Consider the following 14818-nt stretch of genomic DNA (forward strand, 5'->3'; position numbering starts at 1 on the left):
AAAAGCATCTAGTAGGCTGGGTAGCTCCTGTATACGCTAGACGTTGGAAGCATCTAGCTGGTTTAGGCTATTCATCCTGCTTGCGCTAGACGTTGGAAGCATCTAGTTGGCCTTAAGCTGCCTACCTTACATAACCTAGACGTTAGAAGCATCTAATTATCTTAGGTTGGCTTGCTTATCTCTCCGTTGAAACCAAATCTAAATAAAGTGGGTTTTTTATTCAAGTTGATTTATTGCAGTATGGCTCATTGGTCACAACTTCAGTTTATTAATGAGTTATAAAAATAAAATAATGACAAATGTCACTTAATTTAGGAATTGTTTGTGTTTAATTGGTGGATTTGTTTTTTATATTTTTATTATAAGTTTTGTTCGTATTTAAATATAAAGTATTAAAGAGATTTTTGAAATGATAATTTTATTTTTTGTTATGGTGTTTTTTTCGGGGAATGACTATTTGAATAAAATATGGGTGCTACTATTCGTAACACCCATGATAATTTTAATTTATTGAGGCCACGCCATTTCGCCTTTCAGAACTTTTGCACTTAACTCAAGGCTGGATTCTTCCGCAAGGTTTGGATAATGTTTTTTCATAACTGAGATTAATGCTGTGGAATCTTTTGCTTTTGGTAATTCTTTCTCCAGTGTAGCCAGGTAATTTTGAGTAAAATTCACTGACTCCAGTGTCATGGCTGTATGACCGATATAATGACCTGGCACCACAGTTTCAGGTTGCAGGTTTTTAATTTGGTCTAATGTTTGCATCCAGTTCTGACGAGATGATTTAGTCTGAGTGTCCGCAATCCATACATGAATATTTTCAGATACAGTAACACCACCAACAACAGCTTTTAATTTAGGAACCCATACGAAAGTACGATCTGCTGCCGGGCCATTCAAACCTTCAACAATCAATTTTTCACCGTCTACAGTGAAAGTATTTCCTTTCAATGGCTCAGGGACAATAATTTTTTTCGGGGCCTGATCTTGCAGAACGCCACCCCAGTACGCCAGCTTGCCATCTTTGGTTTCATTGATAGCTTTAATCGTTTCTGGCGAAGCGATCACTTTGGCTTCAGGGAAAGCTTCAGTGATCACATCAAGGCCAAAGTAATAATCTGGATCAGATTGGCTGATGTAGATCGTCGTCAGTTTTTTCCCCGTCTTCTGGATCATTTTGACCAGTTCCTGAGCATCGCTTTTTCTGAACTGTGCATCAATCAGCACAACTTCATGTTCACCACTGATAACTTCAGAAGAGACAGGAAAAATGCTTTCTTCACCCGGATTGTAAATATCCATTTTAAGTTCAGCGGCCTGAGCGAATGTCCCCATTCCTAATGAGAATGCTGTGACCAGTGCGGTATTTAATATTGTTTTATGTACTGTAGTCTTGTTAGCCATCATCGAATTCCTAAATGCTTATCTGCTTGAATGGCGCCTATAATAGATTGCATACACCGATTGAAAAATCCCATAATTGGCAACTGTTTGTTGCATAAATCAATCGAATCAGCGTGGGGATACAGAAAAATAGATGGACAGGATCACAGCAGCACAGGTTTTTGTCACAATTGTTGAACAGGGTAGTTTGAGTGCAGCGGCAGAACGGCTTGATATGTCACGGGCAATGGTGTCACGTTATTTGTCTGAAATGGAACGATGGTCAGAAATTCGTCTTTTACATCGTACAACTCGCCAAATCAGCCTGACATCAGCGGGAGAACAGGCTTATCAGCGAAGCCTTAAGCTGATAGAACTGGCGGAAGCAATGCCGGTTCAACAATCGACAGAAGCTAAAACTCTGAAAGGGCAGTTGAGAGTAAGCTGTTGTCAGGCACTGGGAATGAGTGCACTGTCTGTGGCTATCCCCGAATTTATGCGCAAGTATCCGCAAATTGGGGTTAGTCTGGAAATCAGTAATAAAGCGACTAAGTTGGTTGAAGAGCGTATTGATTTAGCCATTCGTATTACTAATAATCTGGGACTGAATTTAATCGCCCGTCCGCTATCGACTTGCCGTTCTGTTATTTGTGCCGCTCCTTCTTATTTAGCCGGAAAAAGGCTTCCCCAGAAACCCGATGATTTGGCGATACATAATTGCCTGACTTATAACCTTTTTGACAAAAATTTATGGTTATTTGAAAAACAGGATGAACAATATTCGGTTCCTGTCAGCGGCACGTTAAGTGCTAATGAATCAACGGTTCTGATGGAAGCGGCTTTACAAGGAGCGGGTATTTCTATGCAGCCTTATTATTCCGTCTCACCCTATTTAAAATCAGGGCAATTAATTGAGTTATTACCTGATTATCAGCCTCAGACGATGGGGATTTACGGTATTTATGTCAGCCGTCAAAATATGCCCGCTACCTTACGGGCCTTATTGGATTTTCTGGTGGAGTGGTTTGATTCATCCTCTCACTGGCAGCAATTAACGTTGAAAAGCTGATGCTAATTTCTGAGGGAATAGCTTAGCCTGTTGTTTTAAATGGCTAATAAATATTTCAACCGGCTCGGAAGATGGGCGATGGAGCGGCTTAATTAAGCTAACGATAAAAGGAATTTCTATACTGAACGGCCGTATACAGAACCCCGTATTTTTATGCTGTGCTTTTTTATTCAGATAATCGAGAGCGGTCAGAGGATTGACAATCGATACTCCGATATCTTCACTGACCATAGCACATACTGATGATGCACTGTGGGTTTCCATAATCATCCTGCGTGAAACCTGATGTTCGTTAAATATCGCATCGATAAGCTTTCTGTAGCTGTCAGTAATAGAAAGGCTGATAAAGGGCTGATCATGAAAATCTTCTGGTGTCAGCTGTGGTTTTTGTGCAAGTGGATGGCTCTCCGGCAGAACGCAGACTTCATTCAATGTCAGTAAAGTTTCACGTTCAGTTCCGGCAGGTGTCTGCATATGTTCGGTTAAACCGATATCGTGGCGTTGTGCCGAAAGCCACTCTTCCAGTAGTGGAGACTCCTGTGGAATGATGGTCAGTTGTGCATCAGGATAGGATTGAATGAAACTGCGGCAGACTGAGGGTAATAAAGATTGTGAGAATACCGGCAAACAGGCGATAGATAGTTGCGCATACTCAAATTGGCGAATACTGTCCGCTGCATTGAGAATCCTTTCCAGCCCATAATAGGATCGCTGGACTTCTTCAAATAACCTCAGCCCTTGCGCGGTCGGGAATAAACGCCCTTTGATCCGGTCAAACAGTTTAAATTTCAACAGATGTTCTAAGCGCGCCAACTCACGGCTTACTGTTGGCTGTGAGGTTTTCAGTAAAACCGCCGCATCAGTCAGGTTCCTTGTGGTCATTACGGCATGAAAAATCTCTATATGTCGCCATGAGCAGGCGTGCATAGTGCTCTCCTTTAGACTTCACTTCGAGACTGTTTCACGAAGAAAATAGTCTGTTAGTGTGTACCATACAACGACGTGTTTAAAAATAAAGCAAAACAATATCAGAAATGAATAGTCTTTAGCAAAATAGATATTTTTCTTCCCGCCTTTTTGCTGACAATAATGAAGTATCTGCTGATTTTGTGAGAATGCTTCAATGACAATACCCACTATGACTGTTAATTCAGGTACTGATAATTCAGGCAATAATTTTACGCCAGAAAACCTTCTTGCTTTGCCCGCGGTTTACGGAACGCCATTATGGGTTTATGACAGCGATATTATTAGCAGACAAATTGGGAAGCTAAAGCAGTTTGATGTTATCCGTTTTGCACAGAAAGCCTGTTCTAATACCCATATCCTACGCTTGATGAGGGAACAGGGTATTAAAGTGGATTCGGTATCACTGGGCGAAATTGAACGAGCTCTTCATGCCGGGTTTCAGCCCGGACGTGATAAATCTGAGATTGTATTCACCGCCGATCTTATTGATGAAGAGACACTGGAGCGTGTCATTGAGCTAGATATTCCTGTCAATGCCGGTTCCATTGATATGCTGGAACAGATTGGTCAGCGTCAGCCAGCACATCCGGTTTGGCTGAGAATTAACCCCGGATTCGGGCATGGTCATAGCCAGAAGACCAATACGGGTGGTGAAAATAGCAAACATGGGATCTGGTTTCAGGATTTGCCTTTAGCTCTTGAGAAAATTCATCAATACAACCTGCATCTGGTTGGTTTGCATATGCATATTGGTTCTGGTGTTGACTACCAGCATCTGGCTAATGTTTGTAATGCGATGGTGGAACAGGTTGTATCGTGTGGAGTAGATATTCAGGCAATTTCAGCAGGCGGAGGATTATCCATTCCCTATAAAAACGGTGAGGAAGCCGTGGATACTTGCCATTATTACAATTTATGGCATGAAGCCTGCCAGCGTATAGAGCAGCACTTGGGACATCATATTAAGCTGGAGATTGAGCCTGGTCGTTTTCTGGTTGCTGAAGCCGGGGTTTTGATGGCAGAAGTGAGAGCGGTAAAGTCAATGGGAAACCGTCATTATGTGCTGGCGGATGCCGGTTTTAATGATTTGATGCGCCCAGCGATGTATGGCAGCTATCACCATATTTCTGTTTTGCCTGATAATCGTGACGGAAAGCATAGTGATATTGGGAAATACAGCAGTGGTTCTGGCTTGAGAGAAACACTAGTGGCAGGGCCATTATGTGAATCGGGTGATGTTTTTACCCAGCTGGAAGGAGGGGAGGTCATCCCGCGTATGTTGCCTGATATTTCTGTTGGTGATTATCTGATTTTTCATGATACCGGTGCTTATGGTGCATCGATGTCTTCAAACTATAATAGCCGCCCTTTGATTCCGGAAATATTGCTTGTTGAGGGACAGCCTCATTTAATTCGTCGTCGACAGACAATACAGGAATTGTTATCACTGGAAGAAGTGTAAAAAAAACGGGGCTGTGATGTGCCCCGCTTTGTTTACTATTTACTTATCACTTGTATCAGCATTAAGCCGCTTTGATTTGCTTATTCGCTTTTTTTGTTGCATTAGGTACAGAGAGTGCGTCTGCTTCAAATTCATCAACATTGATTGAACGCAGTCTGCTGGCTTCCGCTCGTTTCAGAATATCAGCTTCTTCTTTGGTGATCTTATTATCAGATAATGCTTTTTCAGCTAACTGATCCAGACGTGTAAAGCCCAGATTTTTGCCTGCTTCACGGCTCAGGCGGGCATGAATAGGCTCTGCAGCAATAACGTCATGCAGGGCTTCTTCCAGTAATCCATGAGGATTATGCTCGCTTGGTGTCAGATACTGACCACGACCAATCCGATCACGGGTTGCAGAAGGAGTCTGTAATATCTGAGCCAGTTTGTGATCCAGTTTATCCGCTGGAGCAGTGCGTGAACGACCCAGAGGGAAGACAATTCCTCGCATTAAACCAGCCACCAGACGGTTAGGGAAGTTACGCAGTAAGTCATGCAGAGCCAGTTCCGCCTGATACAGAGCATCTTCTACCGCCCATTGTACTAATGGTAAGTCTTCTTTCTGGCGCCCTTCATCTTCATAGCGTTTTAAAGTGGCACTTGCCAGGAAGATTTGGCTCAGAATATCACCCAGACGGGCTGAGATGCGTTCACGGCGTTTCAGGCTGCCACCCAACACTCCCATGGAAACATCAGACATCAGGGCAAGGTTGGCACTCAGGCGATTGATGAGCTGATAGTAACGGCGGGTTCCATCATTAACAGGTGTGCTACTCGTTCTGCCATTAGTAATACCTAACCAGAGGCTACGCAGGGTATTGCTGGCAACATGCCCGAGGTGACCAAACAGCGCTTTATCAAATGCTTTGACATCATTTTTCTCAGCCGCAGCTATTTCAGCCAGTACATAAGGATGGCAGCGAATGGCGCCCTGACCAAAGATAATCATGCTACGGGTCAGGATATTCGCACCTTCTACAGTGATGGCGATAGGTGCGCCCTGATAAGAACGGGCCAAAAAGTTAGATGGGCCAAGGCAGATACCTTTACCACCAGCGATATCCATTGCATCAATGACTGCACGCTGACCTCTGTGGGTACAGTGATATTTCACGATAGCCGACAGAACAGCAGGTTTTTCACCCATCATAATGCCGTTTGTGATCATCGTTGCTGCTGCATCCATCAGATAAGAGTTACCGGCAATACGGGCCAGAGGTTCTTCAATACCTTCCATTTTACCGATAGGCAGTTTGAACTGACGGCGAATGTAGGAGTAAGCACCAATAGCCATAGCGATACTTTTCAGCCCGCCAGTTGCGTTGGACGGCAGAGTGATACCACGGCCAACTGACAGACATTCAACCAGCATACGCCAGCCTTGCCCAGCCATTTTCGGCCCACCAATAATGTAATCGATAGGAACGAAAATATCCTGACCACGGGTTGGTCCGTTCTGGAATGGAATATTCAGTGGGAAGTGGCGATGACCGATTTCAACACCCGGGGTATTGGTTGGGATAAGAGCACAGGTAATGCCCAGAGATTCTGTCTCACCCAGTAAATGGTCCGGGTCATACAATTTGAATGCCAGCCCCAGTACAGTCGCGATAGGTGCAAGAGTGATATAGCGTTTATTCCAGTTCAGGCGCATACCAAGAACTTGTTCACCTTGCCATTCGCCCATACAGACGACACCAGTATCCGGAATTGCACCTGCATCAGAACCGGCTTCCGGGCTGGTCAGAGCAAAACAGGGAATTTCTTCACCACGGGCAAGACCGGGCAGGTAATGTTTTTTCTGCTCATCGGTACCATAGTGCTGCAATAATTCACCCGGACCTAATGAGTTAGGTACGCCGACAGTGATCGCCAGAATACCGGAGACACCAGACAGTTTTTGCAGCACTTGTGATTGGGCGTAAGCTGAGAATTCCAGACCGCCATATTCTTTCTTGATGATCATCGCAAAGAAGCGATGCTCTTTCAGGTAAGCCCACAGCTCCGGAGGCAAGTCAGCTAATTCGTGGCTGATTTGGAAATCATTTGCCATACGGCAGGCTTCTTCCACAGGGCCATCAATGAATGCCTGTTCTTCAGCAGTGAGTTGCGGTTTAGGGTAATTGTGCAATTTTTTCCAGTCAGGATTGCCACGGAACAAATCACCTTCCCACCATGTTGTACCTGCATCAATAGCTTCTTTCTCTGTTCTGGACATGCTTGGCATAACTTTACGGAATGCTTTCAGGCCGGGAGCGGAGAATAAAGAGATTCGGGTCGGGGTGAAAACAAGAGGGAACAGGATAATAGCGAGTGGCAGCAGTAGCCAGTAGCTCCATAAGCCGGTAACACCCATAATGAATGTATAGGCAATAAGCAGCAGGCTGCTAACAGTCAGGCTGACTTTGCGGTAACAAAGCCCGCCAATTAAGGCTAAAAATAAGATGATACTGAGGACGGTCATAGTAAAACTCCTGTAAATCTCAGGTTGAGTTGTCAGAGGTCTGACCTGTTGTGATGTTCTTCTTTTTTAGATGAGGAAAAGGCTTTTATCAATATATTTACATCTTAATTACAATCTAGCTCACAAAGTGATTGCTGTTTTTGCTGTGATAGTTTCGTCAGGGTGTAATGAAATCTTCTTTCAGGAGGGGGAATCCGTTACACTGAATAGCTGTTGTTATTAATCCCGAAGACCTTTCCTTTCAGGAGTATGAGCCCCATGTATCAAGATCTGATCCGCAGTGAATTATCTGAAGCCGTAGAGACACTGACCAACTTTCTCAACGATAATGCCAATATTGATGCCATTCAAAAAGCGGCGGTTTTGTTGGCAGATTCATTCAAGGCGGGAGGAAAAGTACTTTCTTGCGGCAATGGTGGTTCACATTGTGATGCCATGCATTTTGCGGAAGAGTTGACAGGCCGTTATCGTGAAAACCGTCCGGGATACCCTGGTATCGCTATTTCTGATCCCAGCCATCTGTCCTGCGTGAGTAATGATTTTGGCTATGATTATGTGTTTTCCCGCTATATCGAAGCTGTTGGCCAGCAAGGTGATGTTCTGCTCGGAATCTCAACCTCAGGTAATTCCGGTAATATTATTAAGGCAATTGAAGCTGCCCGTGCGAAAGGGATGAAGGTGATCACCCTGACCGGCAAAGATGGCGGCAAAATGGCCGGAACAGCGGATGTTGAAATTCGTGTGCCTCATTTCGGTTACGCGGATCGTATTCAGGAAATTCATATCAAAGTAATCCATATTTTGATTCAGTTAATTGAAAAAGAGATGGTAAAAGCCTGATTGCAGCGTGTTAATAGAAACCAGTGTTAACAGAAATCAGCGTTAACAGGTATCAGGTTCAGGTTAGAGGTAGGCAATGTGTGAATTACTTGGCATGAGTGCCAATGTGCCAACGGATATCATTTTCAGTTTGAGCGGTCTTATCCAGCGAGGCGGGAATACAGGCCCTCACAGGGACGGCTGGGGAATTACTTTCTATGAAGGTCTTGGGTATCGAACCTTCAAAGATCACCAGCCCTGTTATCATTCTCCTGTTGCCCGTTTTATTCAGGGCTATCCGATTAAATCAGAGGCTATTATTGCCCATATTCGTCAGGCTAACCGCGGCAATGTATCCCTTGTGAATACTCATCCGTTTACCCGTGAATTATGGGGAAGATACTGGACTTATGCCCATAATGGTCAATTGAAAGGGCATCGTAACCTGAAAACGGGAAACTATCGTCCGGTTGGTGAAACTGACAGTGAATGGGCATTTTGCTGGATACTGCATCAGTTATCGGTGAAATATCCTAAACGGCCTTCCAACTGGCCAGCGGTATTCCGTTTCATCGCATCACTGGCAGATGAACTTCGGGAAAAAGGTGTGTTCAATATGCTGCTATCTGACGGGCGATTTATGCTGGCTTATTGCTCGACACAATTGCACTGGATTACCCGCCGTTCTCCTTTCGGTAAAGCAAAATTGCTTGATCAGGATATTGAAATTGATTTTCAGGAACATACGCAGCCTGATGATGTGGTATCCGTGATTGCAACTTTACCTTTAACGCATAACGAAGAGTGGCATAAAATTGAACCGGGAAGTTATGCATTATTTCACCTTGGTGAACGCATAGTCTGACGGAGTTTGGCTATCTGGTTGAGCTACCTGATTTAAAACATATTGTCCTCTGATGACTTTAACAGTTGCAGGTGTGCTATGTTGAACGAAATATTCATAAGCAGGCTGCAACTGTTTCCAAAATGGGTAATTGACGTTATTGTGATGGCGTTTCATATTTGATGACGTCATCCTGAAGGGGTAAATGTCAATTTTAATTTCTCGTTGTCCACGATGAAGCGCACTTTCTGCATATCGGTATATTTCATCCATATAAAGATTGGTCATGGCATAGCAGCCAATAGATTTACATGCACCATGGATCATTAAATTCTTGCCGGAATACCCCCGGTATTTATCGAATTGATTGGGAAAGCCTATATTAATGGCTCGGTAGTAGCTGCTGTCGGGTTTTAACTGTTTAAGGCTGACGTGGTAAAAACCTTCCGGGCTTTTTAAGTCCCCTTTCAGGGTCTTAGGGCCAAGCCCTCCGGAGTAATTACAGATAGGATATTGCCGGATTAATTGATAATGGCCTGTGCTGTTTTTGGTGTAGAGTTCAAGTATTTTTTCTTCTTTGAATATTTGAATGAAGACATCAGAGCCGAGCTGTTTTAATGGTGATTTTTCACTTAATTGTTTACTGCCTGATAATAAGCCCTGAGCCTGAGTAAATGCTGATACACTAACGAGAAACCAGCTCAGCGAAAAATAAAGAATACTTTTTTTCATAATATAACCACCTAAGAAGGTAATAACTTAATGACATCCTGCGATTGAGGTTATCATGTCGTGGCAATATGCTGAGTAAATATAACAACGATATTTTGTACCCATAAAAAGACAGTCTGGTTAAAAAGTCCTCCGTAGTAGGGAAAAGTGATGATTGTGCTCGGCTTTATCGAGTAGTTAACGGTTCAGCAGAGAAATTATTCTTATTTGCTTGAGCTAAATCACTCGATTAGTCAGACAGCGTTTGGGGGAAATGTTAGAATCGTTGCCGGCGAAACTTAAGAGAATATTGTAACGATTATCGGCATGAATAACTTGAGATATATGCCGCTCAAGCTGTTTTTTATTACTGAAGTCGCTGCATCACCCCGCGGAAATACCACTGGGTGATCTGTAGCATATGATTTAACTGATAAACTTGTGCAAATCTTATGATTAAAATTAAAAAAGGACTCGACCTCCCGATAGCAGGAGCGCCTGCCCAAGTTATAGAAGATGGTCCGACAATTCGCCATGTCGCCTTATTAGGCGAAGAATATGTTGGAATGCGTCCTTCTATGCTGGTTAAGGAAGGTGAGCATGTTAAAAAAGGGCAAATTCTTTTTGAAGATAAAAAGAATCCAGGGGTAGTATTTACCAGTCCCGCAAGTGGGAAAGTTGTAACCATTGGACGTGGAGAGCGCCGTGTACTGCAATCTGTTGTGATTGAGGTTAATGGTGACGAACAAATAACGTTTGATCGTTATGAGCGTACAGAACTTGCAGGGCTGACCCGTGAACAGGTAGAAAAAAACCTGCTTTCATCAGGAATGTGGACGGCATTACGTACACGTCCTTTCAGTCGTTCTCCTGCTCCAGGCTCCACACCAAAGGCAATCTTTGTTACGGCAATTGATACTCAGCCACTGGCGGCTGATCCGTCCGTTGTTATTGCAACACAAGAAGAGGCTTTTGTTGATGGTCTGAATGTTCTGTCAAAACTGACAGAAGGAAAAATCCACGTTTGCCACGGCGCGGGGAAAATTCCGGCATCGGGGAACAATCCTCAAATTACTTACAGTCAGTTTACCGGGCCGCATCCCGCTGGATTGGTTGGAACACATATTCATTTCATTGAACCGGTCAGTGCTCAGAAAGCAGTATGGCATCTTGGATATCAGGATGTTATTGCTATCGGTAAGCTATTCACAACCGGTGAATTGTATACTGATCGCGTCATTTCTCTGGCGGGGCCGCAGGTTAAAACACCGCGTCTGGTTCGTTCCCGTCTGGGTGCTGACTTGCTGGAAGTGACTCACGGGCAGTTGAAAGAGGGTGAAAACCGTATTATTTCCGGTTCAGTACTGTGTGGCGCTAAATCAGATGAAGCTCATCATTATCTGGGCCGTTTCCACACTCTGGTCTCTGTTCTGTCTGAAGGCCGTGAGAAAGAATTATTTGGCTGGATAGCTCCCGGTACAAATAAATTCTCCATTACCCGCACCACCATCGGTCATTTCCTGAAAAAGAAGCGGTTTGCTTTCTCAACTTCCACAAATGGCGGAGATCGCTCCATGGTGCCAATCGGCAACTACGAGCGAGTAATGCCACTGGATATCATGGCTACTCACTTGCTTCGTGATCTGCTGGCTGGGGACACTGATGGTTCTCAGGCTCTGGGTTGTCTGGAGTTAGATGAAGAAGATTTGGCACTGTGTACTTATGTTTGCCCGGGTAAATATGAGTATGGTCCGGTACTGCGTGAAGTGCTAACTAAGATTGAGCAGGAAGGGTAATTCATGGGCCTGAAAAATTATTTTGAAAAAGTAGAACATCACTTTGAGGCCGGTGGCAAGCTGGAAAAATATTATCCTCTCTATGAGGCAGTGAGCACCGTCTTTTACACGCCGGGCACGGTGACAAAAGGGAAAACTCACGTCCGTGATGCCATCGATCTCAAGCGTATGATGATTCTGGTATGGATGTCTGTTTTTCCGGCGATGTTCTGGGGAATGTATAACGTCGGGAATCAGGCGATACCAGCCCTGACCCATCTATACAGCGGAGAGGCATTACAGCAGGTTCTGTCTTCAGACTGGCATTATATGCTGGCTCAGTATCTTGGTGCATCACTGACACCGGATGCAGGGTGGGGCAGCAAAATGCTGTTGGGCGCAACCTATTTCCTGCCAATTTATGCGGTTGTTTTTGTTGTTGGGGGTTTTTGGGAAGTTTTATTTTCCATTATCCGTAAACATGAAATCAACGAAGGCTTTTTTGTCAGCTCGATTCTGTTCGCACTGATTGTTCCGCCAACGCTGCCATTATGGCAGGCGGCACTGGGTATTACGTTTGGTATTGTTGTCGCAAAAGAAATCTTTGGCGGAACCGGGCGTAACTTCCTTAACCCAGCGCTGGCAGGCCGTGCTTTCCTGTTCTTTGCTTACCCTGCGCAAATCTCAGGTGATCTGGTCTGGACTGCGGCTGACGGCTTTTCCGGTGCGACTCCGCTCTCTCAGTGGGCGAATGCAGGCCAGCATGCTCTGATGAACACCATTTCAGGACAGCCTGTAACATGGATGGATGCTTTCCTTGGTAACATCCCGGGTTCAGTGGGTGAAGTTTCCACTCTGATGATTTTCATCGGTGGTGCCATTATTCTGTTTTCCCGTATCGCTTCATGGCGCATCGTTGCTGGTGTCATGGTCGGTATGATTGCCATGTCCTATCTGTTCAATGCAATTGGTTCAGATACTAACCCGATGTTTGCTATGCCTTGGTACTGGCACATGGTTCTGGGTGGTTTCGCATTTGGCATGATCTTTATGGCTACAGACCCGGTATCTGCTGCATTTACGGATAAAGGTAAGTGGGCATACGGTATTCTGATCGGGGTCATGTGTATTCTGATCCGGGTTGTGAATCCAGCTTACCCAGAAGGGATGATGTTGGCGATTCTGTTCGCTAACCTGTTCGCGCCACTGTTCGATTATCTGGTCGTGCAGGCCAATATTAAGCGGAGAAAAGCCCGTGGCTAATGATAAACCAAAAAATAATGACAGCATCGGCAGAACGTTTCTCGTTGTTTTTGTGCTGTGCCTTGTATGTTCGATTGTCGTTGCTGGTTCAGCCGTAGGTTTGAAAGCGCAGCAGCAGGAACAGAAACTGCTGGATAAGCAGCGCAATATTCTGGATGTTGCCGGTTTGCTCAAGCCAGACATGACAACAGCAGAAATTAAAGAAGTGTATGACAGTCGTATTCAACCTGAATTGCTTAATTTGAAAACGGCAGCACTTGAAAAAAGTGATGGTAAGTTTGACCTGAATAACGCTCTGCGCAGTGATGAAACCAGTATCGCTTTGTCATCGAAACAGGATTTGGCAAAAATCCGTCGTCGCGCTGATATGGCAGAAATCTATCTGGTAAAAGATGATCACGGAAAAACAACTGAGCTGGTATTGCCAATCTACGGTTCAGGTTTGTGGTCAATGATGTATGCGTTTATTTCTATTGATGTGGATGGCGTAACATCTCGCGGCATTACTTACTATTCTCACGGCGAAACGCCGGGTCTGGGTGGTGAAGTTGATAATCCACAATGGCGTAAGCAATGGGTTGGTAAAAAACTGTATAACCCGGAAGGTGCTCCGGCGATTAAGATCGTTCGTGGTGGAGCCGGTGATAATCCTTACGGTGTAGATGGTTTATCCGGAGCGACTCTGACTTCCAACGGTGTTCAGCATATGTTTGATTTCTGGTTGGGTGATAACGGTTTTGGTCCGTTCCTGAAAAAAGTACGCGAGGGAGCCCTGAAAGATGGCTGATAGCAAAGAGATAAAACGCGTCCTGCTTGGGCCGTTGTTTGATAATAACCCGATAGCATTGCAGGTTCTGGGGGTATGTTCAGCATTGGCTGTAACAACCAAACTGGAAACTGCGCTGGTAATGACGATTGCTGTAACACTGGTAACAGCATTCTCTAACTTCTTTATTTCATTGATTCGTAACTACATTCCTGGCAGTGTGCGAATCATCGTACAGATGGCGATTATCGCATCGCTGGTTATTGTGGTAGACCAGATTTTACAGGCGTATGCCTATGAAATCTCAAAACAGTTATCTGTGTTTGTTGGCCTTATCATCACTAACTGTATCGTAATGGGCCGCGCAGAAGCCTATGCTATGAAAGCACCACCGGTGGAAAGCTTTATGGATGGTATCGGTAACGGCTTGGGCTACGGTGTTATTCTGTTGCTGGTGGGTTTTTTGCGCGAGCTGTTTGGCTCAGGAAAACTGTTGGGCATTACAGTGATGGAATCCATCAAGAATGGCGGTTGGTATCAGCCTAATGGCTTGTTCCTGCTGGCACCAAGTGCATTCTTCATCATTGGTATGCTGATTTGGGGTCTGCGGACTCTGAAGCCTGAGCAGGTTGATAAGGAGTAACAGGCAACATGGAACATTATATTAGTTTGTTTGTCCGTGCCGTCTTTATCGAGAATATGGCGTTATCCTTCTTTCTCGGTATGTGTACTTTTCTGGCGGTATCCAAAAACGTAAAAACCGCTTTTGGTTTGGGCGTTGCCGTAACGGTTGTTCTGGGAATTTCGGTTCCTGCCAACAACCTTGTTTACAATCTGGTACTCCGTGATGGTGCCCTGATTGATGGCGTTGACCTGAGCTTCCTGAACTTCATTACCTTTATCGGTGTGATTGCCGCACTGGTACAGATACTGGAAATGATCCTTGACCGCTACGTTCCCGCCCTTTACAACGCATTGGGGATTTTCCTGCCGTTGATTACGGTAAACTGTGCGATTTTTGGTGGTGTTTCTTTCATGGCCCAGCGCGACTATAACTTCAGCGAATCCATCGTATATGGTTTCGGTTCAGGTATGGGCTGGATGCTGGCAATTGTTCTGATGGCCGCAATCCGTGAAAAAATGAAATATGCGGATGTTCCGGCAGGTTTGAAAGGACTGGGGATCACCTTTATTACCACCGGGCTGATGGCATTGGGCTTTATGTCCTTCTCCGGCGTGCAGCTCTAAAGG

13 protein-coding genes are annotated in these 14818 nt (G+C 44.7%); 9 read left to right on the forward strand and 4 right to left on the reverse strand.

Translation table 11 applies throughout. From position 1 onward, the window contains the following. Positions 1–507: 507 nt before the first annotated feature. Positions 508–1407, reverse strand: a complete 900-nt coding sequence (locus AACX38_RS18375; protein WP_370630595.1) for an MBL fold metallo-hydrolase — start codon at positions 1405–1407, stop codon at positions 508–510. A 133-nt stretch (positions 1408–1540) separates the two neighbouring features. Between AACX38_RS18375 and AACX38_RS18380 the strand changes: the two genes are divergently transcribed. Next, entirely contained in the window at positions 1541–2455 is a 915-nt protein-coding gene (locus AACX38_RS18380; protein WP_228863230.1) for a LysR family transcriptional regulator, read from the forward strand. Here the strand turns inward: AACX38_RS18380 and AACX38_RS18385 are convergent. Continuing rightward, on the reverse strand, positions 2438–3382 hold the full coding sequence (locus AACX38_RS18385; RefSeq protein WP_228863231.1) for a LysR family transcriptional regulator: 945 nt from the start codon (positions 3380–3382) through the stop codon (positions 2438–2440). The genes AACX38_RS18380 and AACX38_RS18385 overlap by 18 nt on opposite strands. Positions 3383–3593: 211 nt before the next feature. Between AACX38_RS18385 and lysA the strand changes: the two genes are divergently transcribed. Beyond that, on the forward strand, positions 3594–4886 hold the full coding sequence (gene lysA, locus AACX38_RS18390; RefSeq protein WP_228863262.1) for a diaminopimelate decarboxylase: 1293 nt from the start codon (positions 3594–3596) through the stop codon (positions 4884–4886). Between the two features lie 61 nt (positions 4887–4947). Here lysA and fadE read toward each other — a convergent pair whose 3' ends face one another. Next, the gene (gene fadE / locus AACX38_RS18395; protein ID WP_228863232.1) at positions 4948–7389 is read right to left on the reverse strand and encodes an acyl-CoA dehydrogenase FadE; all 2442 of its coding nucleotides are present in this window, start codon (positions 7387–7389) and stop codon (positions 4948–4950) included. A gap of 258 nt (positions 7390–7647) precedes the next feature. Between fadE and lpcA the strand changes: the two genes are divergently transcribed. Both lpcA and AACX38_RS18405 read left to right on the forward strand, forming a co-directional pair. Continuing rightward, a complete protein-coding gene (lpcA, locus tag AACX38_RS18400; RefSeq protein WP_099119882.1) occupies positions 7648–8229 on the forward strand; it encodes a D-sedoheptulose 7-phosphate isomerase in 582 nt (193 codons plus the stop codon). Between the two features lie 76 nt (positions 8230–8305). Next, positions 8306–9073, forward strand: coding sequence for a class II glutamine amidotransferase (locus tag AACX38_RS18405; protein ID WP_099119883.1), 768 nt, complete (start codon positions 8306–8308; stop codon positions 9071–9073). Here AACX38_RS18405 and AACX38_RS18410 read toward each other — a convergent pair. Continuing rightward, entirely contained in the window at positions 9044–9784 is a 741-nt protein-coding gene (locus AACX38_RS18410) for a L,D-transpeptidase family protein (RefSeq protein WP_228863233.1), read from the reverse strand. The genes AACX38_RS18405 and AACX38_RS18410 overlap by 30 nt on opposite strands. Positions 9785–10215: 431 nt before the next feature. Between AACX38_RS18410 and AACX38_RS18415 the strand changes: the two genes are divergently transcribed. From AACX38_RS18415 to nqrE, 5 genes are read left to right on the forward strand one after another with little or no spacing between them, the layout of a single operon-like run. After that, a complete protein-coding gene (locus AACX38_RS18415; protein WP_228863234.1) occupies positions 10216–11559 on the forward strand; it encodes a Na(+)-translocating NADH-quinone reductase subunit A in 1344 nt (447 codons plus the stop codon). Between the two features lie 3 nt (positions 11560–11562). Further along, complete coding sequence (locus AACX38_RS18420; RefSeq protein WP_099110777.1) at positions 11563–12801, forward strand: NADH:ubiquinone reductase (Na(+)-transporting) subunit B; 1239 nt, start codon at positions 11563–11565, stop codon at positions 12799–12801. Then, positions 12794–13588, forward strand: a complete 795-nt coding sequence (locus AACX38_RS18425) for a Na(+)-translocating NADH-quinone reductase subunit C (RefSeq protein WP_099119887.1) — start codon at positions 12794–12796, stop codon at positions 13586–13588. The genes AACX38_RS18420 and AACX38_RS18425 overlap by 8 nt, the downstream gene beginning before the upstream one ends. Continuing rightward, the gene (locus AACX38_RS18430; RefSeq protein ID WP_099110775.1) at positions 13581–14210 is read left to right on the forward strand and encodes an NADH:ubiquinone reductase (Na(+)-transporting) subunit D; all 630 of its coding nucleotides are present in this window, start codon (positions 13581–13583) and stop codon (positions 14208–14210) included. The genes AACX38_RS18425 and AACX38_RS18430 overlap by 8 nt, the downstream gene beginning before the upstream one ends. Before the next feature lie 8 nt (positions 14211–14218). Next, positions 14219–14815 carry an NADH:ubiquinone reductase (Na(+)-transporting) subunit E gene (nqrE, locus tag AACX38_RS18435; protein WP_099110774.1) on the forward strand — a complete coding sequence of 199 codons (597 nt, stop codon included), beginning with the start codon at positions 14219–14221 and terminating at the stop codon, positions 14813–14815. Positions 14816–14818 lie beyond the last annotated feature (3 nt).

The organism is Xenorhabdus sp. PB30.3 (assembly GCF_963895965.1).
In the GTDB taxonomy this organism is placed as follows: domain Bacteria; phylum Pseudomonadota; class Gammaproteobacteria; order Enterobacterales; family Enterobacteriaceae; genus Xenorhabdus; species Xenorhabdus stockiae.